The organism is Klebsiella sp. R390 (genome assembly GCF_051131745.1).
Taxonomy (GTDB): Bacteria; Pseudomonadota; Gammaproteobacteria; order Enterobacterales; family Enterobacteriaceae; genus Klebsiella.
Window position 1 is genome coordinate 1,172,875 of sequence record NZ_CP180445.1, and the last position, 24,626, is coordinate 1,197,500.

The 24,626-nt window shown below is 55.3% G+C and carries 20 protein-coding genes; 14 read left to right on the forward strand and 6 right to left on the reverse strand.

The features are described from left to right. Window positions 1-12: 12 nt before the first annotated feature. From kdpB to kdpE, 4 genes are all read left to right on the forward strand, one after another. Window positions 13-2,061: a potassium-transporting ATPase subunit KdpB gene (kdpB, locus tag ACMYSP_RS05495; RefSeq protein ID WP_434585896.1), complete on the forward strand. Its 2,049-nt coding sequence runs from the start codon at window positions 13-15 to the stop codon at window positions 2,059-2,061. A 10-nt stretch (window positions 2,062-2,071) separates the two neighbouring features. Continuing rightward, window positions 2,072-2,647: a potassium-transporting ATPase subunit KdpC gene (gene kdpC, locus ACMYSP_RS05500; protein ID WP_434585897.1), complete on the forward strand. Its 576-nt coding sequence runs from the start codon at window positions 2,072-2,074 to the stop codon at window positions 2,645-2,647. 1 nt (window position 2,648) lies between these two features. Next, complete coding sequence (kdpD, locus tag ACMYSP_RS05505; protein WP_434585898.1) at window positions 2,649-5,336, forward strand: two-component system sensor histidine kinase KdpD; 2,688 nt, start codon at window positions 2,649-2,651, stop codon at window positions 5,334-5,336. A 92-nt stretch (window positions 5,337-5,428) separates the two neighbouring features. Next, window positions 5,429-6,106: a two-component system response regulator KdpE gene (gene kdpE, locus ACMYSP_RS05510; RefSeq protein ID WP_123756234.1), complete on the forward strand. Its 678-nt coding sequence runs from the start codon at window positions 5,429-5,431 to the stop codon at window positions 6,104-6,106. 91 nt (window positions 6,107-6,197) lie between these two features. Here kdpE and pgm read toward each other — a convergent pair whose 3' ends face one another. Then, complete coding sequence (pgm, locus tag ACMYSP_RS05515; RefSeq protein ID WP_434585899.1) at window positions 6,198-7,838, reverse strand: phosphoglucomutase (alpha-D-glucose-1,6-bisphosphate-dependent); 1,641 nt, start codon at window positions 7,836-7,838, stop codon at window positions 6,198-6,200. A gap of 32 nt (window positions 7,839-7,870) precedes the next feature. Further along, on the reverse strand, window positions 7,871-8,419 hold the full coding sequence (seqA, locus tag ACMYSP_RS05520) for a replication initiation negative regulator SeqA (RefSeq protein WP_434585900.1): 549 nt from the start codon (window positions 8,417-8,419) through the stop codon (window positions 7,871-7,873). Between the two features lie 183 nt (window positions 8,420-8,602). Here seqA and ybfF point away from each other — a divergent pair, with 183 nt between their 5' ends. From ybfF to fur, 4 genes are all read left to right on the forward strand, one after another. Beyond that, on the forward strand, window positions 8,603-9,376 hold the full coding sequence (gene ybfF / locus ACMYSP_RS05525) for an esterase (RefSeq protein ID WP_434585901.1): 774 nt from the start codon (window positions 8,603-8,605) through the stop codon (window positions 9,374-9,376). A gap of 133 nt (window positions 9,377-9,509) precedes the next feature. Next, entirely contained in the window at window positions 9,510-9,803 is a 294-nt protein-coding gene (ybfE, locus tag ACMYSP_RS05530; RefSeq protein WP_434585902.1) for a LexA regulated protein, read from the forward strand. Between the two features lie 149 nt (window positions 9,804-9,952). Beyond that, window positions 9,953-10,483: a flavodoxin FldA gene (fldA, locus tag ACMYSP_RS05535; RefSeq protein ID WP_174508395.1), complete on the forward strand. Its 531-nt coding sequence runs from the start codon at window positions 9,953-9,955 to the stop codon at window positions 10,481-10,483. A gap of 292 nt (window positions 10,484-10,775) precedes the next feature. After that, window positions 10,776-11,228: a ferric iron uptake transcriptional regulator gene (gene fur / locus ACMYSP_RS05540; protein WP_123755968.1), complete on the forward strand. Its 453-nt coding sequence runs from the start codon at window positions 10,776-10,778 to the stop codon at window positions 11,226-11,228. An 83-nt stretch (window positions 11,229-11,311) separates the two neighbouring features. Here fur and chiQ read toward each other — a convergent pair whose 3' ends face one another. Together chiQ and chiP are read right to left on the reverse strand one after the other, a co-directional pair. Beyond that, a complete protein-coding gene (chiQ, locus tag ACMYSP_RS05545) occupies window positions 11,312-11,644 on the reverse strand; it encodes a ChiQ/YbfN family lipoprotein (RefSeq protein ID WP_434587021.1) in 333 nt (110 codons plus the stop codon). Window positions 11,645-11,691: 47 nt separating this feature from the next. Beyond that, window positions 11,692-13,095 (reverse strand): chitoporin ChiP, encoded by a 1,404-nt coding sequence (chiP, locus tag ACMYSP_RS05550; protein WP_434585903.1) that lies wholly within the window; start codon window positions 13,093-13,095, stop codon window positions 11,692-11,694. Window positions 13,096-13,570: 475 nt separating this feature from the next. Between chiP and ACMYSP_RS05555 the strand changes: the two genes are divergently transcribed. After that, window positions 13,571-14,230: a DUF1345 domain-containing protein gene (locus ACMYSP_RS05555; protein ID WP_434585904.1), complete on the forward strand. Its 660-nt coding sequence runs from the start codon at window positions 13,571-13,573 to the stop codon at window positions 14,228-14,230. Between the two features lie 128 nt (window positions 14,231-14,358). On the opposite strand, the gene glnS is transcribed toward ACMYSP_RS05555, so the two are convergent. Continuing rightward, window positions 14,359-16,026: a glutamine--tRNA ligase gene (gene glnS / locus ACMYSP_RS05560; RefSeq protein ID WP_434585905.1), complete on the reverse strand. Its 1,668-nt coding sequence runs from the start codon at window positions 16,024-16,026 to the stop codon at window positions 14,359-14,361. Window positions 16,027-16,204: 178 nt separating this feature from the next. Beyond that, window positions 16,205-18,226, reverse strand: coding sequence for an N-acetylglucosamine-specific PTS transporter subunit IIBC (gene nagE / locus ACMYSP_RS05565; RefSeq protein ID WP_434585906.1), 2,022 nt, complete (start codon window positions 18,224-18,226; stop codon window positions 16,205-16,207). Window positions 18,227-18,538: 312 nt separating this feature from the next. On the opposite strand from nagE, the gene nagB reads away from it, so the two are divergent. From nagB to asnB, 5 genes are all read left to right on the forward strand, one after another. Next, on the forward strand, window positions 18,539-19,339 hold the full coding sequence (nagB, locus tag ACMYSP_RS05570) for a glucosamine-6-phosphate deaminase (RefSeq protein WP_123755961.1): 801 nt from the start codon (window positions 18,539-18,541) through the stop codon (window positions 19,337-19,339). 125 nt (window positions 19,340-19,464) lie between these two features. After that, the gene (gene nagA / locus ACMYSP_RS05575) at window positions 19,465-20,613 is read left to right on the forward strand and encodes an N-acetylglucosamine-6-phosphate deacetylase (RefSeq protein ID WP_434585907.1); all 1,149 of its coding nucleotides are present in this window, start codon (window positions 19,465-19,467) and stop codon (window positions 20,611-20,613) included. A 7-nt stretch (window positions 20,614-20,620) separates the two neighbouring features. Beyond that, window positions 20,621-21,841, forward strand: a complete 1,221-nt coding sequence (nagC, locus tag ACMYSP_RS05580) for a DNA-binding transcriptional regulator NagC (protein WP_434585908.1) — start codon at window positions 20,621-20,623, stop codon at window positions 21,839-21,841. 46 nt (window positions 21,842-21,887) lie between these two features. Beyond that, window positions 21,888-22,640, forward strand: a complete 753-nt coding sequence (locus ACMYSP_RS05585; protein WP_123755958.1) for an HAD-IIA family hydrolase — start codon at window positions 21,888-21,890, stop codon at window positions 22,638-22,640. A gap of 279 nt (window positions 22,641-22,919) precedes the next feature. After that, window positions 22,920-24,584, forward strand: a complete 1,665-nt coding sequence (asnB, locus tag ACMYSP_RS05590; RefSeq protein WP_123755957.1) for an asparagine synthase B — start codon at window positions 22,920-22,922, stop codon at window positions 24,582-24,584. The last annotated feature ends 42 nt before the right edge of the window (window positions 24,585-24,626 follow it).

A 24,626-nucleotide genomic window follows, 5' to 3' on the forward strand; every position in this document is an offset into this window, starting at 1 on the left:
GAGCAATCTGTTATGAGTCGCAAACAATTAGCCCTGCTGGAGCCGACGCTGGTGCGCCAGGCGCTGCTGGACGCGGTGAAGAAACTCAGCCCAATGGTTCAGTGGCGAAATCCGGTGATGTTCATCGTCTGGATCGGCAGCCTGATCACCCCCCTGCTGGCGGTGGCGATGGCCAGCGGGCATCTCACCGGCAGCGCCGGCTTTACTGCCGCGGTGAGTATCTGGCTGTGGTTTACCGTACTGTTCGCCAACTTCGCTGAAGCCATGGCCGAGGGTCGCAGTAAAGCTCAGGCCAATAGCCTCAAAGGGGTTAAAAAGACCGCCTTTGCCCGTAAGCTGCGCGCGCCGCAGCATGATGCCCCCATCGACCATATTCCGGCCGACGATTTACGCAAAGGCGACATCGTGCTGGTAGAAGCCGGCGATATCATCCCGTGTGATGGCGAAGTGATTGAAGGCGGCGCCTCGGTGGACGAAAGCGCCATTACCGGCGAATCCGCGCCGGTGATCCGCGAATCCGGCGGCGACTTTGCCTCGGTGACCGGCGGGACGCGCATTCTCTCTGACTGGCTGGTGATCCGCTGCAGCGTCAACCCCGGGGAAACCTTCCTCGACCGGATGATCGCCATGGTGGAAGGCGCGCAACGCCGTAAAACCCCCAACGAAATTGCGCTGACGATCCTGCTGATCGCCCTGACGCTGGTATTCCTGCTCGCCACCGCCACCATCTGGCCGTTCTCGGCCTGGAGCGGTAGCGCGGTCAGCGTCACGGTGCTGGTCGCCCTGCTCGTGTGCCTGATCCCCACCACCATCGGCGGTCTGCTATCCGCCATCGGTGTCGCCGGGATGAGCCGCATGCTGGGTGCCAACGTCATCACCACCAGCGGGCGGGCGGTGGAAGCGGCGGGTGACGTTGACGTACTGCTGCTGGATAAAACCGGTACGATCACCCTCGGTAACCGCCAGGCCTCGGCTTTCCTGCCGGCCCAGGGGGTGGAAGAAAAAACCCTCGCCGATGCCGCCCAGCTCTCCTCGCTGGCGGATGAAACACCGGAAGGACGCAGCATCGTGGTGCTGGCGAAACAGCGCTTTAACCTGCGTGAACGGGATCTGCAGTCGCTGCACGCGACCTTTGTCCCCTTTACCGCCCAGACCCGAATGAGCGGCATTAATATCGATAGCCGCATGATCCGTAAAGGTTCCGTCGACGCCATTCGTCGCCACGTTGAGGCCAACGGCGGGCACTTTCCGGCCGATGTCGATAAGCAGGTGGAAGAGGTTGCCCGTCTGGGGGCAACGCCGCTGGTGGTGGCCGAAGGTGAACGCGTGCTGGGGGTCATTTCGCTGAAAGATATCGTCAAAGGCGGGATTAAAGAACGTTTTGCTCAGCTGCGTAAGATGGGCATCAAAACGGTGATGATCACCGGTGATAACCGCCTGACCGCCGCGGCGATTGCCGCCGAAGCGGGCGTCGATGATTTCCTTGCCGAAGCGACTCCGGAAGCCAAACTGGCGCTGATTCGCCAGTATCAATCCGAAGGACGACTGGTAGCAATGACCGGCGACGGCACCAATGACGCCCCGGCGCTGGCGCAGGCGGATGTGGCGGTGGCGATGAACTCCGGTACCCAGGCGGCGAAAGAGGCCGGTAACATGGTGGACCTCGACTCGAACCCGACCAAGCTGATTGAAGTGGTCCATATCGGTAAGCAGATGCTGATGACCCGAGGTTCGTTAACCACCTTCAGTATCGCCAACGACGTGGCGAAGTATTTTGCCATTATTCCGGCCGCCTTTGCCGCGGTTTATCCGCAGCTCGCGATGCTGAACGTCATGCACCTGCACTCGCCGGCGTCGGCCATTCTGAGCGCGGTTATCTTTAACGCGCTGATTATCGTCTTCCTGATCCCGCTGGCACTGAAGGGGGTGAGCTACCGTCCGCTGTCCGCTTCGGCCATGCTGCGACGCAACCTGTGGGTCTATGGCCTCGGCGGGTTGCTGGTGCCGTTTATCGGTATCAAAGCTATCGATCTGTTACTGACCCTGACCGGGCTGCTGTGAGGAAATGACCATGACATTGATTCGACCGGCACTTGTGCTATTTATTCTGTTAATGCTGATCACCGGCGGCGTCTATCCCCTGCTGACCACCGCGCTCGGGCAGTGGTGGTTCCCGCAGCAGGCCAACGGTTCGTTGATCCGTATCGCCGGTGAAGTGCGCGGCTCCAGCCTGATTGGCCAGAATTTTACCGACGCGGGCTATTTCCAGGGGCGCCCGTCTGCCACCTCCGGGACGCCGGATAATCCGCTGGCCTCCGGCGGCAGTAACCTCGCCGCCAGTAATCCAGCACTGGACAAGGCTATCAGCGAGCGTGTCGCCGCGCTGCGTCAGGCCAACCCGGATGCGGATCCACGCGTTCCGGTAGAGCTGGTCACCGCGTCGGCGAGCGGACTGGATAATCATCTTACGCCACCGGCGGCGCTCTGGCAGGTGCCGCGCATCGCCAAAGCCCGCGGCCTCAGCGCTGAACAGCTAACCCGGATGGTCAATGAGGCAACCCAAAAACCGCTGGTCAGTTTTCTTGGTCAACCTGTGGTAAATATAGTGCAACTGAATATGGCACTGGATGCCCTGAAGGATAAGTAACATGAGTGACGAGCCGCTGCGCCCTGACCCGGACCGCCTGTTGCAACATACCGGCGAGCCGCATCGCGGCAAGCTAAAAGTGTTCTTTGGCGCCTGTGCCGGGGTCGGAAAAACCTGGGCCATGTTAGCGGAAGCGCAGCGGCTCCGCGCTCAGGGGCTGGATATTCTAATCGGCGTGGCGGAAACTCACGGCCGTAAAGAAACCGCGGCGATGCTTGAGGGGCTTAGTACCCTCCCCCAGCGCCGCCTTTCGCATCGTGGGCGCTACGTTCACGAGTTCGATCTCGACGCCGCACTGGCACGTCGCCCGGCACTGATCCTGGTGGACGAACTGGCCCACAGCAACGCCCCGGGATCGCGTCATCCCAAACGCTGGCAGGATGTCGAAGAGCTGCTTGATGCCGGGATCGACGTTTTTACCACGGTAAATGTCCAGCATCTGGAGAGCCTGAACGATGTCGTCAGCGGCATTACCGGCGTGCAGGTGCGCGAAACCGTCCCCGATCCCTTCTTTGACGCCGCCGACGACGTGGTGCTGGTCGACCTGCCTCCGGACGATCTCCGCCAGCGCCTGAACGACGGCAAGGTCTATATTGGCGGCCAGGCCGAGCGGGCTATCGAAAACTTTTTCCGCAAAGGAAACCTGATCGCCCTGCGTGAGCTGGCGCTGCGGCGCACCGCCGACCGGGTGGATGAACAGATGCGCGCCTGGCGCGACCACCAGGGCCAGGAGAAAGTCTGGCATACCCGCGATACCATTTTACTGTGCATTGGCCACAACACCGGCAGTGAAAAACTGGTGCGCGCCGCCGCGCGTCTGGCGGCCCGACTCGGCAGCATCTGGCACGCGGTGTACGTCGAAACCCCGTCCCTGCACCGCCTGCCGGAAGCCAAACGCCGGGCTATCCTTGCGGCCCTGCGGCTCGCGCAGGAACTGGGAGCGGAAACGGCGACCCTCTCCGACCCGCACGAAGAAAAGGCGGTGCTGCACTACGCCCGGGAGCATAACCTCGGCAAAATCGTCATCGGCCGCCAGGGTCAACGCCGCTGGTGGAACCGTACCGGGTTTGCAGACCGCCTTGCGCGCTATGCGCCAGATCTCGATCTGGTGGTCATCGCCCTCGATGAAAAAAGCGCCCCCCTGCCCGCACGGGCGAACGATAGCCGAACCACCATGGAAAAGTGGCGCCTGCAGATCCAGGGCTGCTTTGTGGCACTCGCGCTATGCGCAGTGATTACGCTGGTGGCAATGCAATGGCTGGTCGGTTTCGAAGCCGCCAACCTGGTAATGCTCTATCTGCTCGGCGTGGTGATCATCGCCCTGCTGTACGGGCGCTGGCCGTCGGTGCTGGCGACGGTGATTAACGTGGTCAGCTTCGACCTGTTCTTTGTCTCGCCGCGTGGCACCCTCGCGGTTTCCGACGTGCAATACCTGCTGACCTTCGGGGTGATGCTGACCGTCGGCCTGCTGATCGGCAATCTCACCGCCGGCGTTCGCTATCAGGCGCGTGTCGCGCGCTACCGCGAGCAGCGCACCCGTCATCTGTATGAGATGTCAAAAGCGCTGGCTGTCGGGCGCAGCGAGGATGATATTGCCGCCACCAGCGAGCGCTTTATCGCCTCGACCTTTCAGGCCCGCGGCCAGCTACTGCTGCCCGACGGCAGCGGCAAACTGCATCCGCTGACCCAACAGCCCGGCCTGAGCTCGTGGGATGATGCCATCGCCCACTGGAGCTTCGATAAGGGCCAGCCGGCCGGGGCCGGTACCGACACGCTGCCCGGCGTTCCCTATCAAATTTTACCGCTGAAAAGCGCCTCCCGCACCTGGGGCCTGCTGGTGGTTGAGCCGGATAATCTGCGCCAGTTAATGATCCCCGAACAACAGCGCCTGCTGGAGACCTTTACGCTGCTGGTCGCCAGCGCGCTGGAGCGCCTGACGCTGACCGCCAGCGAGGAGCAGGCCCGGCTCAACAGCGAGCGGGAAAGCTTACGCAACTCACTGCTGGCAGCCCTCTCCCATGATTTACGTACGCCGCTGACCGTGCTGTTCGGCCAGGCGGAAATTCTGACCCTCGACCTCGCCAGCGAGGGCTCGAAACATGCGCCCCAGGCCAATGAAATTCGCCAGCACGTGCTGAACACCACCCGGCTGGTGAACAATCTGTTGGATATGGCACGCATCCAGTCCGGCGGCTTTAACCTGAATAAAGAGTGGCTGACCCTCGAAGAGGTCATTGGCAGTGCCTTACGGATGCTGGAGCCGGGCCTTGGCGGTCAACATATTCAGCTGGCGTTACCCGACCCGCTGCTGCTGGTTCACGTCGATGGCCCGCTGTTTGAACGGGTGCTGATCAACCTGCTGGAGAATGCCTGGAAATATGCGGGTTCCCAGGCGCAGATCGGCATTACCGCACAGGCCGACGAGAACCAGCTACTGTTGAGCGTGTGGGATAACGGCCCCGGGATCCCAAGCGGCAAGGAACAGGCTATCTTTGATAAGTTCGCCCGCGGCCATAAAGAGTCGGCAATCCCGGGGGTTGGGCTGGGGCTGGCTATCTGCCGGGCAATCGTCGAAGTACACGGTGGAACCATCAGCGCCCACACGCGACCGGAAGGCGGCGCCTGCTTCCGTGTTACACTGCCGCGAGAAACGCCCCCGGAGCTGGATGAGTGGCATGGTGCTGCCTGACCCGGCAGCGGTGACATTCCCCGGTACGAGTCCGTGTTTATCCTGGGCGTTTCAGGCGCAGTATCGCTTATCTGTCTGAACGGGAAGAACTGGTGATTAACGTACTCATTATCGAAGATGAACATGCCATCCGCCGCTTTCTGCGCACCGCGCTGGAAGCCGACGGCATGCGCGTATTTGAAGCCGATACCCTGCAACGGGGCCTGATTGAGGCCGCCACCCGCAAACCCGACTTAACGATCCTTGACCTTGGCCTGCCCGATGGCGACGGCAATGAATTTATCCGTGAGGTGCGCCAGTGGAGCCAGATGCCGATTCTGGTGCTGTCGGCCCGCACCGAGGAGCACGATAAAATCGCGGCGCTGGACGCTGGGGCCGATGACTATCTCAGTAAACCTTTTGGTATCGGTGAGCTGCAGGCCCGACTGCGGGTGGCGTTGCGCCGCCACGGCGGGACCCAGGCGGATGAGCCGGTGGTGCGTTTCGCGGATATCCAGGTCGATATCCCGGCCCGGCGAATTGTTCGCGGCGAGGAAGAGATTCACCTGACGCCCATTGAGTTTCGGCTGCTGACCGCCCTGTTGAGTAATCCCGGCAAAGTGCTCACCCAACGTCACCTGCTCAATCAGGTGTGGGGACCGAATGCGGTAGAACACAGCCACTATTTACGCATTTATATGGGGCACCTGCGGCAAAAGCTGGAGGTCGATCCGGCGCGTCCGCAGCATCTGCTGACCGAAACCGGCATCGGTTATCGCTTTATGCCGTAATCCGGGTGCAACAAAAAAGGGCTCCATGAAAATCATGGAACCCTTTTATCACGATCTGCCGCTTAACCCATGCGCCAGATTGTCACCTGACTCAGGCGTTTTTCAGCACTTCGCTGACGATCTCAACCGCTTCTTTCTCGATCTGCTTGCGGTGGGCTTCGCCAAGGAAGCTCTCGCAGTAAATCTTATAGGCATCTTCCGTGCCTGACGGACGCGCGGCAAACCAGCCGTTGTCGGTCATCACTTTCAGACCACCAATCGAGGCGCCGTTGCCCGGTGCCGCAGTAAGACGGGCGGTGATCGGGTCACCTGCCAGCTGGCTGGCGCTGACCATTTCCGGAGACAGTTTCGACAGCGCCGCTTTCTGTGCGGAGGTTGCCGATGCCTGCAGACGGTTGTAGCTCGGCGCGCCGAAGCGGGCAGCCAGTTCGTCATAGTGCTGCTGCGGGTTTTTACCGGTGACCGCGGTGATTTCAGCGGCCAGCAGGCACATGATGATCCCGTCTTTGTCGGTCGACCACGGCGTACCATCAAAGCGCAGGAACGATGCACCGGCGCTCTCTTCGCCGCCGAAGCCGAAGCTGCCGTCGAACAGCCCGTCAACAAACCATTTGAAGCCAACCGGCACTTCCACCAGCTTGCGGCCCAGGTCGTTTACCACCCGGTCAATCATCGCTGAAGAGACCAGCGTTTTACCGACGGCCACATCCTGTCCCCACTGCGGACGGTGCTGGAACAGGTAGTTGATCGCCACTGCCAGGTAGTGGTTCGGGTTCATCAGGCCAGCCGGCGTCACGATACCGTGGCGGTCATAATCCGGATCGTTGGCAAAGGCCAGATCGAACTTATCACGCAGTGCCAGCAGGCCCGCCATTGCGCACTCAGAGGAGCAGTCCATACGGATCGCGCCGTCTTTATCGAGGTGCATAAAGCGGAAAGTTTGATCGACGTGATCGTTAACGATGGTCAGATCAAGCTTGTAGAATTCAGCGATGCGTTTCCAGTATTCGATACCGGAACCGCCCAGCGGGTCGACGCCGAGCTTCAAGCCAGCTTTCTGGATTGCCGCCATATCGACGATATCCGCCAGCCCTTCGATAAACGGCTGCACCAGGTCCTGCTCTTTCACATGACCCGATGCCAGCGCCGCGTCGAGAGAGATGCGCTTGACGCCCTGCAGGCCGGCAGCCAGCAGTTCGTTGGCACGATTCTCAACCACTTTGGTGACGTTGGTATCAGCCGGGCCGCCGTTTGGCGGATTGTATTTGATGCCACCATCTTCCGGCGGGTTGTGGGACGGCGTAATCACGATGCCATCAGCCAGCGGGCCGCCTTTTTTATTGTGCACCAGAATAGCGTTGGAAATGGCCGGTGTCGGGGTGAAACCGTTGTTTTCCTGCACGATAACATCAACACCGTTCGCCGCCAGCACTTCCAGTACGGAAATAAAAGCAGGTTCAGAGAGCGCGTGGGTGTCTTTACCAACGTAGCATGGACCGGTGATACCGTTCTTCGCGCGATCTTCCGCAATCGCCTGAGCGATCGCCAGAATGTGCTGCTCATTGAAGTTATGGCGAGCCGCGCTACCGCGATGGCCTGAGGTCCCGAACTTCACTGCATGCTCTGCATTGCCCACTTCCGGCTTCAGTACATAGTACTGCGCGGTCAACTGAGCGACGTTAATCAAATCACTCTGTTGTGCAGGTTGCCCCGCACGCTTATCGATTGCCATTGCCTGATCCTTCTGATGCAAGGTGAATAAAACTAGATCGTGCCGCAGACTTTCTCAATTAATTCCGCAGGGAACTGCATCGACTGCATGATGTGTTCGATCATGCTGCATTTGCGGCCGGTATTAGTATTGGTGATGACCCACCACGGCGTACCCGGAACCTGTTTCGGCTTGGTCTGGTTGCCGCTTTTCAGCAGGATCCGTGAATCTTCGGCAAAGTAGACGCGGGTACGTCCGTGCAGAGACTCGGTCGCCTCGGAAAACGCTTTATTATCCAGAGAATAGAGCGTCGTCAGGATCAACATAAAACGGTTAACCGCGCGTTTTTGTTCGGCGTACTCATCTGATAACAGCAGTTCACGCATGGCGCGGACTTTATCTTTCGCCGGGTTCGCAGGTTTAACCTCAACGACAGGAGTCGCTGACGGTGCCGGAACCGCTTTCGCGATCGGTGCGGTAGTCTGGGAAGCGGCGGAAAATTTCAGCATGCGCCGTAAAATGTCGGATGCACTCTCACCAATATGCTGGGTGTGGCTGGCAATATAGCGATAGAGATCATCATCAACTTCAATTGTTTTCATCTTAATCCAGTGCGATATCTTATTCTGAATACAAGTTGTCAGGATTATAAGGACAAATCCTGACCGCGAATAGCGTCAAACCAGGATGGCGGTAAAACTCAGATAGCTCTGGGTCTTGCAGCCGGATGGCAGAATGTCCAACATAATACCCTAACCCGACGAAGCGAAAAAAAGAACTTTGCCATGAAATTAAATAGCCGCGCGCAATCTGCACAAAATCCGCACAATAATTCTCCTGTTATCCTCGTCCACGGTCTGTTCGGCAGTCTCGACAACCTCGGGATCCTCGCTCGCGATCTGGTCAGTGACCACGATGTTGTGCAGGTTGATATGCGCAATCATGGGCTTTCCCCACGTTCGTCAGAGATGACCTACGCGGCAATGGCGCAGGATCTGATCGATACACTGGACGATCGGCAGATTGAGAAAGCCACGTTTATTGGTCATTCGATGGGCGGCAAAGCAGTGATGGCGCTCAGCGCCGTGGCAGCCGGGCGCATTGATGGCCTGGTCGCTATCGATATTGCCCCTGTGGATTATCACGTGCGGCGCCACGACGAAATTTTTGCCGCCATTAATGCCGTCACCGCCGCCGCCGCGACCACCCGCCAGCAGGCAGCGGCCGTTATGCGTGAACATTTGCAGGAAGAAGGTGTGATTCAGTTCCTGCTGAAATCCTTCGTCGACGGCCAGTGGCGCTTTAACGTGCCGGTGTTATGGGATCAGTACCCGCATATTGTGGGTTGGGAACCCATCCCGGCGTGGCCGCATCCGGCGCTGTTTATCCCAGGCGGGAATTCACCTTACGTCACCGATGCCTATCGTGACACCCTGCTCGCCCAGTTCCCGCAGGCGCGGGCCCATGTGATTGCCGGAGCCGGTCACTGGGTCCATGCCGAGAAACCGGAGGCCGTTTTACGCGCAATTCGCCGCTATCTGAGCACGCGACAGGCCTAACTGGCTAAAAACTGCCCGACCGCGCAGCAGAATGCCCGCGGTCGTTGGCGCAGCGGTTCGCCTGATGTATTATGGCGCGCTATCTGTGTCGGCTATAGCCCGACAACCTGTTTCCCCGAAGTCACTCAGAATCATGGCAAAAGAACAAACGGACCGTACGACATTAGATTTGTTCGCAACCGAGCGGCGCCCGGGAAGACCAAAGACCAATCCGCTTGCGCGCGATGAACAGCTGCGCATCAACAAACGTAACCAGCTCAAGCGCGATAAAGTTCGCGGGCTGAAGCGTGTTGAGCTAAAACTCAACGCGGAGGCAGTAGACGCACTCAATGAGCTGGCGGAAGCACGCAATATGAACCGCAGCGATTTGATCGAAGAGATACTCATGACTCAGCTGGCAGCCCTGCATCACCAGGATAAAGCCTGAAAATCCTCAAAAAAGCGCTTTCATGTAGCAGAGTGTGCAGTCGGGCGTGATTGCTGTTTCCGCGCCCTCGCCTGTTCTGCTATGATTGCCGTTATCTGCGGGCATTACGCCACTACCACATTATTAAGTTTCAAGAGGTTATTTTACTCATGGCAATCATCGGCATCTTTTTTGGCAGCGACACGGGCAACACCGAGAATATTGCAAAAATGATTCAGAAGCAGCTTGGTAAAGATGTTGCTGATGTTCACGACATTGCCAAGAGCAGCAAAGAAGATCTGGAAGCCTACGACATTCTGCTGCTCGGCATTCCTACCTGGTACTACGGTGAAGCACAATGTGACTGGGACGATTTCTTCCCTACACTGGAAGAGGTCGACTTCAACGGTAAACTGGCTGCGCTGTTTGGCTGCGGCGACCAGGAAGACTATGCAGAATATTTCTGTGATGCATTAGGCACCATTCGCGACATTATCGAGCCGCGCGGCGCCACTATCGTGGGCCACTGGCCGACGGCGGGCTACCATTTTGAAGCCTCTAAAGGCCTGGCAGATGACGACCACTTCGTCGGTCTGGCTATCGATGAAGACCGCCAGCCTGAATTGACCAACGAACGTGTCTCGCAGTGGGTGAAGCAGGTTTCTGAAGAGCTGCATCTCGAAGAAATCAAAAACGCATAATGATCAAACGGCGTTACCTTATGGTTTCGCCGTTTTGATAGGTAAAAGCAATAAAACTAATAGCTACAAGTTTTTAACTTTTAACCACATATCTGTACAATGTCCTCTGATTCGATGAGGTCAGGTGACGCAGTTTGTAACTGGCACCTCGTTTTTAACAGCATACAAGGCACGATGCTTGCGGTTTTCATTTCAACATGGCAGTTCTATAATGAGACGCATTACATCGGGTGATTCTCTGTATTACTTCCGCTGATGGAAGTAGATCGATTAGCAACAGGACAGATTCCGCATGACTGACAACAATACCGCATTAAAGAAGGCTGGCCTGAAAGTCACACTTCCACGATTAAAAATCCTGGAAGTTTTGCAGGAACCGGATAACCATCACGTCAGTGCGGAAGACTTATACAAACGCCTGATCGACATGGGTGAAGAAATTGGTCTGGCTACCGTTTACCGCGTACTGAACCAGTTTGATGATGCAGGCATTGTTACCCGCCATAATTTCGAAGGCGGTAAATCTGTTTTCGAACTGACGCAGCAGCATCATCACGATCACCTTATCTGCCTCGATTGCGGCAAAGTGATCGAGTTCAGTGATGACTCTATTGAAGCGCGCCAGCGTGAAATCGCTACCCGTCACGGCATCCGTCTGACCAACCACAGCCTGTACCTGTACGGCCACTGTGCAGAAGGCGATTGCCGCGAAGATGAGCATGCACACGACGCGGTGGAAAAATAAGTTTCCCGCGTGCAAACAGCAAAAAGCCAACCTGACGGTTGGCTTTTTTTATGCACTGATTATGCGAAGTTGGCGGGAGATTATCAGGGTTTGGTATTGTTGCTGCGGATCTCTTTCCAGATCTGGTCGCAACGCGCCTTAACCGCCTGATCGTTGCCGGTGCGGGTCGCCAGAATACACTGCTGGTAATCGAGGACTCGTACGCTTTCCTGGTTGGCGAACTGCTGATGCTGCTTATCTTCTTTCAGCACATCCAGCACGCTCTGGCAGGCCTGGACTTTGTCCGGGTTACCTTCCGCCGTATTAATGCAGGCACTGTAGGCATCTTTCAGTTTTGTATCTTCTTTCGGCGCAGGAGACTGCGTACAGGCTACCAGCCCTGATGCCATTAGTGCGATGAGCAATAGTTTCTTCATCATTAACCTCTCAGAGTTGCGGCAGGTTCAGGCCTGCCGCGACGGCATCAGAAAATAGTGAACGGGGCAATAACCATGAATTTCACGTCACGCTCATCCTGGAAGATGTTGCCATAACCACCGCTCCAGCTCGGGATATCGGAGTGGTTGTCGTATTGCGTAAAGTGCAGTTTGAACAGCGTACCTTTGGCTCGCCCGTCCTGGACGGTATACATGGCATCCAGGCTGTAGGCAGACTCTTTCAGACGGGTATCCGCGTTGTAATAAGCGTCCGGCGTGGACATTCTGCCCGGCTTAGCATCCCATGCGTAAACGTATGACGCGCCAAACGCCCAGCCCGGCATGTTCCAGTTTTTCATGTCATACATCGCGCCGAAGAACACCGCTTTTTCACCGTTGGCGTTGAAGTCAGAGCGGTTATCCCACCACACATCAAGACGACCGTTGGACGACGCATAGGTTGGGGTCATACGCTGCAGGAAGTAACCCTGCTGACCGTCGGCTTTCACCCAGGTCCCTTCCAGACGCAGGTCAAGCACATCAGCGACCTTGTAACCGAAGGTCAATGCCTGCAGCCAGGCGGTGCCGTCGTAAATATCGTTGCTGCCGCCGTTGCTGACTTTGTCACGCGTACCGTAGAACTGGTAGCTGGTGTTTAACGGCGTACCGGCAATATCAAATTTGTAGCTGGCTTTGGCAAAATACTGGTCGATATAGCCTTCAGCCTGACCAAACGCCGCTTCCAGCACGAGGTCATTTTTAAAATCGTATTTGGCGCCCAGTGAGTGCAGATAATCGACTTTGGTTTTCTTGTCGTTCTGATAGAACTCATCCATCTCAATGTGCCACGGCGCTTTATATTCGTTCGTCCACATGTAGGAGAAACTCAGCGCACCGGCGTCGCCGTAATCAAAGTTGGCCCCGGCTTCAGCACCCTGGTAGGTACCCGGCATAAAGCTCCAGTGCGGAGCCAGCAGCGTTTGCCCGGTTGGCTGGATATAACCAGCACGCGCCCATACCGGGCCGTATTTAAATTTCGCCGCGGCCTTATACAGGCTGATCCCGCTCTTATCGCCAGAGTAATCTTCGTCATACGCTTTATTTCGTGAAGAGAAGGCAATTTCGTTCGGGTGTCCGCTTTCGCTGCTTTCCGCCATTTCGATGGCGGTAAAGGCTGCCACGTCGATACCGAACATATCGGCAGCATAACCAGACTGGAAGTCGAGGTTGGCGTTCCAGGTGGAGTGAGAAAGGTTAGTTTTGTACTTATCGCCGTCGGTCACATCTTTACGGTCACGCTCACGCTGCCAGTAATAGATACCGCCGGTTAATGTGGAATCATCAATAAATCCTGTTGCGCTGGCCTGCGGAACAACGATCCAGCTCGACATCGCGGTGACGGCGGCAATAGCCAACGCCAGCGTACTACGTTTGCCACTAAACGTACGCATGTGCATATCCTCTTTGACGTTTTAAAAGCGGTGCCAAGGGCAAACCGCGAAAAAATAAATAAGACTGCTAAAAAGTGGAGCGGTAAAAATCCGCATAACCACTATTGATAGACTATTTTTCGTGACGCGAATTATCAATCTCTTTCGCCGACCAAAGCTTAAGATTATGACAAAGCGCACATATTCTATTTCTTTTTGTTACAATATTAGCCGTCATACTTTTATCGCGGAAGTGCTTGCAAAATCAGGACAAAAAAGAAATGAAAGCGCTTACAACGCTTTTTCACGCCAACATCGCCGGCAGACCCGGCGGAAAATTCAACCAGCTGCAAACAAGATTAATTCGCATCACGAAAATTACTGCCCCTGCTTGTTGGCGCATCGTTTCAGCGGGAATATTTGTCGTCCCCTCCTCCCGGCGAAATTCAATGATCTACAGTTAATCTATTCATTGCCTTATAAAGTTATTGAAGCCATGCGTTTTGAGTTAACGACCTATTTTCAGGGGCGATTCTGGCTGCTGCTGGCGGTGTGCGCGGCATTAATAAGCTATTTCTTACTACCGCGAGGATTGGGGACTATTCAGCGCGCGTTGATTAGCTGGAACGTACTGGCGTGGCTATATCTGCTGTTTATGTGGTTGAGAATGCTGTTAACCAACGTCACCGACATCCCGCGTATTGCCAGAATACAAGACCAGAGCGCGACGCTGGTATTAACCCTGATGATACTGGCCTGTTCGGCCAGCATCATTACCATTCTCAGCGAGCTTTCCACCCTGAAGGACCTTACCGGTGGCACCCGGGTACTGCATCTGGTATTGACGGCAACCACGCTGATTGCTTCCTGGACCTTATTACCAAGCTCTTTCGCCATGCACTACGCTCACCGACATTACCTGACCCTCAGTGATAAGGTCACGCCGATGATTTTCCCGGAAAAGCCCGACGCGCCGGGTTATTGGGATTTTCTCTACTACTCCTTTACTATCGCCGTGGCCTCGCAAACCGCAGATGTGGCCACCGGGACCACCGACATGCGTAAAATAACCCTGCTCCAGTCGGTTATCTCATTCATCTTTAATCTCATTATTCTTGGTCTATCGGTAAATGTCGGGGCCGGGTTATTAAGTTAGCGACGGGAATGGCTGGCTGGATGCGTCAGGCTTCGTCTGAACGGCTGTTATCGGCGAAGAGGTCGTTACGGTGAGATAAAAAAAACGCCGCTCAGCGCGGCGTTTTTGATGGCAATCTGCGACGCGGATTATGCGCCGATTTTCGCCCAGGTGTCACGCAGGCCCACGGTGCGGTTAAACACCAGATGGGTAGCGGTAGCATAACGGCTATCGAGGCAGAAATAGCCTTCACGCTCGAACTGATAGGCTTTGCTGGCCTGTGCATCCGCCAGGCTCGGCTCCGCGAAGCCGTGCTTAATCACCAGTGACTCCGGGTTCATAACCGTCAGGAAATCGTCCTCTGCGCCCGGGTTCGGCACGCTGAACAGACGGTCGTAAAGACGGATTTCAACCGGCAGCGCGTGTGCTGCGCTCACCCAGTGAATTACGCCTTTCACCTTACGGCCATCGGCAGGATCTTTGCTCAGCGTATCGGCATCATAGGTACAGAAGATGGTAGTGATAGTACCTTCTGCATCCTTCTCTACGCGCTCGGCTTTGATCACGTAGGCATTGCGCAGGCGCACTTCTTTGCCCAGCACCAGACGCTTGTACTGCTTGTTGGCTTCTTCACGGAAGTCAGCGCGGTCAATCCAGATCTCGGCGCTGAACGGAACGTCACGGCTGCCCATCTCCGGCTTGTTCGGATGATTCGGCATCGTCACCATTTCGCTACTGCCCTGCGGGTAGTTTTCGATAACCAGTTTAACCGGATCGATCACTGCCATCGCACGCGGAGCGTTTTCATTGAGGTCTTCACGGATGCAGGATTCCAGCGACGCCATCTCAATGGTGTTGTCCTGCTTGGTCACGCCAATGCGCTTGCAGAACTCGCGGATGGACTCAGCGGTATAGCCACGACGACGCAGACCAGAAATGGTCGGCATACGCGGGTCATCCCAGCCTTCAACGTGTTTCTCGGTCACCAGCTGGTTCAGCTTACGCTTAGACATCACGGTGTATTCGAGATTCAGGCGCGAGAATTCATACTGACGCGGGTGAACCGGGATACTGATGTTATCCAGCACCCAGTCATACAGGCGACGGTTGTCCTGGAACTCCAGAGTACACAGCGAGTGAGTAATGCCTTCCAGCGCATCGCTGATGCAGTGGGTAAAGTCGTACATCGGGTAGATGCACCACTTGCTGCCGGTCTGGTGGTGATCGGCGAATTTAATACGGTACAGCACCGGATCGCGCATCACGATAAACGGCGAGGCCATATCGATTTTCGCACGCAGGCAGGCTTTACCCTCTTCAAAACCACCGGCACGCATTTTTTCAAACAGCGCCAGGTTCTCTTCGACGCTGCGATCGCGGTACGGGCTGTTTTTACCCGGCGCTTTCAGCGAACCACGGTACTCGCGAATTTCATCCGCCGACAGTTCGTCAACATAGGCCAGGCCTTTGTTAATCAGCTCAACGGCATACTGATGCAGTTGATCAAAATAATCAGACGAGTAGCAAACTTCCCCGGACCAGTGGAAACCTAACCACTGCACGTCGTTTTTAATCGACTCAACGTATTCGATATCTTCTTTCACCGGGTTGGTGTCATCGAAACGCAGATTGCATTGGCCTTGATAATCCTGAGCAATACCGAAGTTCAGGCAAATAGATTTTGCATGGCCAATGTGCAGATAACCGTTCGGTTCCGGTGGGAAACGCGTGTGAACGGTGGTGTGCTTACCAGTAGCCAGATCTTCATCAATGATCTGACGAATAAAGTTAGTCGGGCGGGCTTCTGCCTCACTCATCGTGGGTTCCTCAAAGCGTAAACAACGTATAACGGCACATGATCTTACAAGCAGGGCGTAGTGACAACTATTAGTTACGCAAAATCGCTATCTGAAGATGATTATGGGGTCATTTGCGGCAAAAAAAAGCGGCGGAGGTTTCCCCCCGCCGCTCAGGCATAAACTCTACTCAGGAGCCTTACTTGCCTTTAATCTCATACAGTGGCGTCTGGCCGGCGATAACCTTACCGGTCGCCAGAATCACCAGCGCGCTGTAGTCATCGCTGTTGCTACAGACTACCGGGCTGATCATTGAGCGTGCATTGGCATTCAGGAAGTCGAGATCCATTTCCAGAATTGGCTGGCCGGCTTTGACTTCCGCCCCCTCTTCTACCAGACGTTTGAAGCCCTTGCCTTCCAGCGCGACGGTATCGATGCCCATATGGACTACAATTTCCGCGCCGTTTTCGGTTTCCAGACAGAACGCATGGTTGGTATTGAAGATCTTAACCACGGTACCTGCTGCTGGTGCGACCACGGTTTTATCCGTCGGTTTCACCGCCACACCGTCGCCGACCGCTTTGCTGGCGAAGGCTTCATCAGGCACCTGCTCCAGCGCCACGATGTCACCGGTGATTGGCGATACCAGCGCCTCGATAGTTTTAGCATTCGCCACAGCCTGCGGTTTTGCGGCCGCTGTCGCTGCGGGTGCACTTGCCGTGGCCGCTGCTGCTGCAACCGGACCCGTGCTCTTCATCGCGTTAGCAATTTTTTCGGCGACGAAGCCTACGATGATCTGGACGCTGGTTTTGTTCAGGCGAATCACGCCGGAAGCCCCCAGTTTTTTCGCCAGTGCTTCATTCACTAATGCGGAGTCTTTGACGTTCAGACGCAGACGGGTGATACAGGCGTCGATACCGGTCAGGTTGTCAGAACCGCCGACGGCGGCAATGTACTGACGCGCCAGGCCTGCAACATCCTGCTCTTTATCACCGCTCACATTCACATCCTGACCATCCGCTTCGCTGCCGGCAACCGCCAGTTCACGACCCGGGGTCATCAGGTTGAATTTAGTGATGGTGAAGCGGAACACCACGTAGTAAATCACGAAGAACACCAGACCCTGAGGGATCAGCATGTACCAGTGAGTTGCCAGCGGGTTACGGGTGGACAGGAACATATCCACCAGACCGGCGCTGAAGCCGAAACCGGCAATCCAGTGCATGCTCGCCGCGATAAATACGGAGATCCCCGTCAGTACGGCGTGGATGAAATACAGCACCGGCGCCACAAACATGAAGGAGAATTCCAGCGGTTCGGTGATACCGGTAAAGAAGGCAGCAAATGCACCCGCCATCATAATACCCAGCACTTTCGCTTTATTCTCAGGACGCGCGCAGTGGTAAATTGCCAGCGCCGCACCCGGCAGACCGAACATCATGATTGGGAAGAAGCCCGCCTGATAACGACCGGTGATACCGATTTCCGCTTTACCCGCAGCGATAGACTGTGCGCCGCCGAGGAAGTTAGGAATATCGTTGATACCGGCAACGTCAAACCAGAATACGGAGTTCAGCGCGTGGTGCAGACCAACCGGGATCAGCAGACGGTTGAAGAACGCATAGATACCTGCGCCAGCAGAGCCGAGTTTCTGAATGTGTTCACCGAAGTTTACCAGACCATCAAAAATGACCGGCCAGATGTACATCAGGATAAACGCGACGACAATCATCACAAAGGAGGTGAGGATCGGCACGAGACGGCGACCGCTGAAGAACGACAGTGCTTTCGGCAGTTCAACGCCGCTGAAGCGGTTATACAGCTCGGCGGAGATAATACCGACAAGAATACCAACGAACTGGTTGCTGATTTTACCGAAAGCAGCAGGAACCTGGTCCGCAGGGATCTTCTGGATCATCGCGACCGCAGCAGGAGAACAAAGCGTGGTCAACACGAGGAAGCCCACAAAACCGGTCAGTGCCGCAGCACCATCTTTATCTTTGGACATACCATAAGCCACACCAATGGCGAACAGTACGGACATGTTGTCGATGATGGCAGAACCGGACTTGATGAACAGCGCCGCAAGTGCGTTGTCCCCACCCCAGCTAACCGGGTCAATCCAGTAACCGACACCCATTAAGATCGCTGCCGCTGGCAGCGTGGCGACCGGCACCATCAGTGCGCGACCAACCTTTTGTAAATAGCCTAGAATGCTCACTTTATTCCCCCTATTAGACCCCGTAAGGCTCGTGTAAAGCCATTTTTTTATTGTGTAACCAGGTCAGATTTTTAACTTACTGGTAAAGTGTGTTGAAAATTAATTCGTATCGCAAATTAATTACGTATTTTTTGTGACTATAATCACCAAATATCGTATTAACCCCTCCCAATGACTGGCTAACTTCGAAAACTTATTTTATCATTCAAAAAATCAACACGGATTGACCCCGGTCGGCGTAGAGACTGCAATACTCTTAATAGTATGCTGGCGCCAATCCGCCAGGTTCTAATTTAACTATAGAGGTGAAGAATGAGACTGATCCCCCTGGTAACCGCTGAACAAGTTGGCAAATGGGCCGCTCGCCATATCGTTAATCGCATCAATGCGTTCAAACCGACAGCGGACCGTCCGTTTGTCCTCGGTCTGCCTACCGGTGGTACCCCTCTGACCGCTTACAAAGCGCTGGTTGAGATGCACAAATCAGGCCAGGTCAGCTTCAAGCATGTTGTCACCTTCAACATGGACGAATACGTTGGTCTGCCGAAAGAGCACCCGGAAAGCTATCATAGCTTCATGCATCGTAACTTCTTTGATCACGTTGATATTCCTGCGGAAAACATTAACCTTCTGAATGGCAACGCGCCAGATATCGATGCAGAATGCCGTCGTTATGAAGAAAAAATCCGCTCTTACGGCAAAATTAACCTGTTTATGGGCGGCGTGGGCAACGACGGACATATCGCGTTCAACGAACCAGCCTCTTCTCTGGCTTCCCGTACCCGCATTAAAACCCTGACCCATGACACCCGCGTGGCAAACTCCCGCTTCTTCGACGGCGACGTTGACCTGGTACCAAAATACGCCCTGACCGTTGGCGTCGGTACTCTGCTGGATGCCGAAGAAGTGATGATTCTGGTGCTGGGCCATCAGAAAGCGCTGGCGCTGCAGGCGGCGGTAGAAGGCAACGTCAACCATATGTGGACCATCACCTGTCTGCAGCTGCACCCGAAAGCGGTTGTGGTCTGTGACGAACCGTCCACCATGGAGCTGAAAGTGAAGACGTTGAAATACTTCAATGAATTAGAAGCCGAAAACGTCAAAGGGCTGTAAGGTAGTCTGGTCCTGCGGCACGTCCGCGGGACATTTCATTTTTTTGATGCGCCCGCTCCCCTCGCGCGCCCCAGGCCAGACCTGGAGACGCCAGCGGCAGGAGCGTGTGTGAACCGGGGGTCGTAATGTATGCATTAACCCAAGGCCGGATTTATACCGGTCATGAAATTTTGGATGACCATGCGATTGTTATCGCTGATGGCCTTATCGAACGTATCTGTTCACTGGCTGATTTACCGTCTGGGATTGAGCAACGCTCGGTCAATGGCGCCATTCTTGCCCCCGGTTTTATCGACGTCCAGCTGAATGGCTGCGGCGGCGTGCAGTTTAACGACAGCCCTGATGCGGTCACTGTCGACACGCTGGAAATCATGCAAAAAGCCAACGAACGTTCTGGCTGCACCAGCTATCTGCCAACGCTTATCACCTCCAGCGACGACCTGATGAAACAGGGCGTGCGCGTGATGCGCGAGTACCTGCAAAAACATCCGAACCAGGCGCTGGGCCTGCACCTCGAAGGCCCGTGGCTGAACATGGTGAAGAAAGGCACGCACAACCCGGATTTTGTTCGCAAACCGGATGCGGCGCTGGTCGATTTCCTGTGTGAAAACGCCGATGTGATTACCAAGGTGACGCTTGCGCCTGAGCGCGTCGACAGCGAAGTGATTCGTCAGTTAGTCGCGGCCGGGATCGTCGTTTCCGCCGGGCACTCCAACGCCACATTGAAAGAGGCAAAAGCAGGCTTCCGCGCTGGCATCACCTTCGCCACGCACCTGTATAATGCTATGCCGTATATTACCGGGCGTGAACCAGGCCTGGCGGGCGCGATTTTTGACGAGCCGGACGTTTACTGCGGTATTATCGTCGACGGCATGCACGTCGATTATGCTAACGTGCGGAATGCAAAACGCCTTAAAGGCGACAAGCTGTGTCTCGTTACCGATGCCACCGCCCCGGCGGGTGCAGAGATTGAGCAGTTCATTTTTGCTGGTAAAACAATATACTACCGGAATGGGCTGTGCGTAGATGAAAACGGTACCCTCAGCGGGTCTTCACTGACCATGATTGAAGGTGTCCGGAACCTCGTCGAACATTGCGGTATTGCACTGGACGAAGTGTTGCGAATGGCAACCCTCTACCCTGCACGCGCAATCGGCGTAGAACAGCAGCTCGGCAGCATCGCACCGGGAATGGTCGCTAACCTGACCGCCTTTACCCGCGATTATAAAATCATCAAGACCATCGTTAATGGTAACGAGGTCGTCACTGAGTAAGTAAAGTATGACAGCAGGCGGACATGCTCAAATTGGTAACGTTGATCTCGTAAAACAGCTGAACAGCGCGGCCGTGTACCGGCTTATTGACCAGCACGGCCCTATCTCACGCATTCAGATTGCGGAACAAAGCCAGCTTGCCCCTGCCAGCGTGACAAAAATCACGCGTCAACTGATTGAACGCGGACTGATCAAAGAAGTCGATCAGCAGGCCTCCACCGGAGGCCGCCGCGCCATCTCTATTATTGCGGAAACCCGTAATTTCCACGCAATCGGGGTACGTCTTGGTCGCCATGACGCCACCCTGACCCTGTACGATCTGAGCAGTAAGACGCTGGAAGAAGAGCACTTCCCGCTGCCGGAGCGCACCCAGGAAACCCTGGAGCACGCCCTGCTCAACATCATTGCCGCCTTTATTGAACGCTGTCAGCGCAAAATCCGCGAGCTTATCGCCATCTCGGTGATTCTTCCCGGTCTGGTTGACCCGGAAAGCGGTGTGATTCGCTACATGCCGCATATTCCGGTCGAGAACTGGGGGCTGGTCGAAGCGCTGGAAAAACGCTTTAAAGTCACCTGTTTTGTCGGACACGACATTCGTAGTCTGGCACTCGCAGAACACTATTTTGGTGCAAGCCAGGACTGCGAAGACTCAATTCTGGTGCGCGTTCATCGCGGGACCGGCGCGGGAATTATCTCCAATGGCCGTATTTTTATCGGCCGTAACGGCAACGTTGGTGAAATCGGCCATATCCAGGTCGACCCGCTCGGCGAGCGCTGCCACTGCGGCAATTTCGGCTGCCTGGAAACCGTGGCGGCGAATGCTGCTATTGAGCACCGCGTACAGCACCTGCTCGAACAGGGTTACCAGAGCCGGCTGACCATCGATGACTGCTCGATCAAAACCATCTGCAAAGCCGCCAATAAGGGCGATGCGCTGGCTTGTGAAGTCGTCGAACACGTCGGTCGCCACCTCGGGAAAACCATCGCGATTGCGATTAACCTGTTTAACCCACAAAAAGTGGTGATTGCGGGCGAGATTGTCGAAGCAGAGAAAGTGCTGTTACCCGCGATCGAAGGCTGCATTAATGCGCAGGCGTTGAAGGCGTTTCGTAAAAACTTGCCGGTGGTGCGATCCACGCTGGATCATCGTTCTGCCATCGGCGCTTTTGCCCTGGTGAAACGCGCCATGCTCAACGGTATTCTGCTCCAGCGTTTGCTGGAAAGCTGATGCGGCTATATAGTTTCGCCTTTCTTTTAATGATGTCGGACAGTCGATGACCATTCAAAACGTAATCTGTGATATTGACGGCGTGCTGATGCACGACAACGTGGCCGTACCGGGCGCGGCTGAATTTATCAAACGTATCCTCGATAAAGGGATGCCGTTGGTGATGTTGACCAACTACCCTTCTCAGACCGGACAGGATCTGGCAAACCGTTTCGCCACCGCCGGGATCGATGTACCGGATAGCGCCTTTTACACCTCCGCGATGGCGACGGCGGACTTCCTGCGTCGTCAGGAAGGCAAGAAAGCCTACGTCGTCGGAGAAGGCGCGCTGATCCACGAACTGTATAAAGCCGGCTTCACCATTACCGACGTTAATCCGGACTTTGTTATTGTCGGTGAGACCCGCTCCTTTAACTGGGAGATGATGCATAAAGCCGCCTTCTTCGTCGCTAATGGCGCACGTTTTATTGCCACCAACCCGGATACGCACGGGCGCGGTTTCTACCCGGCCTGCGGCGCGCTCTGTGCCGGTATTGAGAAAATCTCCGGACGCAAACCTTTCTACGTGGGCAAACCGAGCCCGTGGATTATCCGCTCTGCGCTGAATAAAATGCAGGCGCATTCCGAGCAGACGGTCATCGTCGGCGATAACTTACGGACCGATATCCTGGCGGGGTTCCAGGCAGGCCTGGAGACAATCCTGGTGCTCTCCGGCGTCTCGACCCTCGACGATATCGACAGCCTGCCGTTCCGACCATCGTGGATCTATCCTTCCGTCGCCGAAATTGATGTTTTCTGAATAAAACCACGTCTCAGGACGTGGTTTTTCATTTACAACTCACCAGAAACCCCTCCCATCCAATAAAAACGTCTTACTATTGAGAATTCGTCAATAAACAAGCTCAAAAGATGTGCTTTTTTTACTATTCAACAATCGTCATTGCGTTTTTTGTTTTAGCGACCCTAAATCCCTTGCGCCCCTCTCTCCTTTGCGGCATTTTCTTATCCATGCACTAAGACATCGCAGTAAGACGACGTCTGCACAACATCACAACACGATAGGGTAATGGAGAAGGTTATGTGTTCAATTTTCGGCGTACTGGATATTAAAACTGACGCGGTCGAACTGCGTAAAAAGGCACTGGAACTTTCCCGCCTGATGCGCCACCGCGGTCCTGACTGGTCCGGTGTGTACGCCAGTGATAAAGCAATTCTGGTCCATGAGCGTCTGTCTATCGTTGACGTGAACGCCGGCGCTCAGCCGCTGTACAACCAACAAAAAACCCACGCCCTGGCGGTCAACGGTGAAATTTACAACCACCAGGCGCTGCGCGCAGAATACGGCGACCGCTACACCTTCCAGACCGGCTCTGACTGCGAAGTGATCCTCGCGCTGTATCAGGAGAAAGGCCCGGCATTCCTCGACGATCTGCAGGGGATGTTCGCCTTCGCCCTGTACGACAGTGAGCAGGACGCCTACCTGATTGGCCGCGACCATATCGGTATCATTCCGCTGTATATGGGCCACGACGAACACGGTAACTTCTACGTTGCTTCTGAAATGAAAGCGCTGGTGCCAGTTTGCCGCACCATTAAAGAGTTCCCGGCAGGTAGCTACCTGTGGAGCAAAGACGGTGAAATCCGTGAGTACTATCAGCGCGACTGGTTTGACTATGACGCGGTAAAAGACAACGTCACCGATAAAAACGAACTGCGCCAGGCGCTGGAAGAATCCGTCAAAAGCCATCTGATGTCCGACGTCCCTTACGGTGTACTGCTGTCTGGCGGCCTGGATTCATCGGTGATTTCTGCTATTACCAAAAAATTTGCCGCGCGCCGGGTTGAAGATCAGGAACGCAGTGAAGCCTGGTGGCCGCAGCTGCACTCCTTCGCCGTCGGCCTGCAGGGCTCACCGGACCTGAAAGCCGCGCAGGAAGTGGCAAACCATCTGGGGACCGTACACCACGAGATCCACTTCACCGTGCAGGAAGGCCTTGATGCCATTCGTGACGTTATCTACCACATCGAGACCTATGATGTGACCACCATCCGCGCTTCCACGCCGATGTATTTGATGTCGCGTAAAATCAAAGCCATGGGCATCAAAATGGTGCTGTCCGGCGAAGGTTCTGATGAAGTGTTCGGTGGATATCTCTATTTCCACAAAGCCCCGAACGCCAAAGAATTGCATGAAGAGACCGTGCGTAAACTCCAGTCGCTGCATATGTTTGACTGCGCACGTGCCAACAAAGCGATGTCGGCCTGGGGTGTGGAAGCCCGCGTACCGTTCCTGGACAAACAGTTCCTTGATGTCGCGATGCGCATCAACCCGCAGGATAAAATGTGCGGCAATGGCAAAATGGAAAAGCATATTCTGCGTGAATGCTTTGAATCCTACCTGCCGGCCAGCGTCGCCTGGCGCCAGAAAGAGCAGTTCTCTGACGGCGTAGGTTACAGCTGGATCGATACGCTGAAAGAAGTCGCAGCGAAACAGGTTACTGACCAGCAACTGGAAACCGCCAGCTTCCGTTTCCCGTACAACACGCCGTCATCAAAAGAGGCGTACCTGTACCGCGAAATCTTCGAAGAGCTGTTCCCGGTTCCTAGCGCCGCTGAATGCGTGCCTGGTGGTCCTTCCGTGGCCTGTTCTTCCGCCAAAGCGATTGAATGGGATGAAGCGTTCAAAACCATGAACGATCCATCAGGACGCGCCGTCGGCGTTCACCAGTCAGCGTACAAATAAGCGTTTTACTGCGACAACGGACCCTCAGGGGTCCGTTTTTTT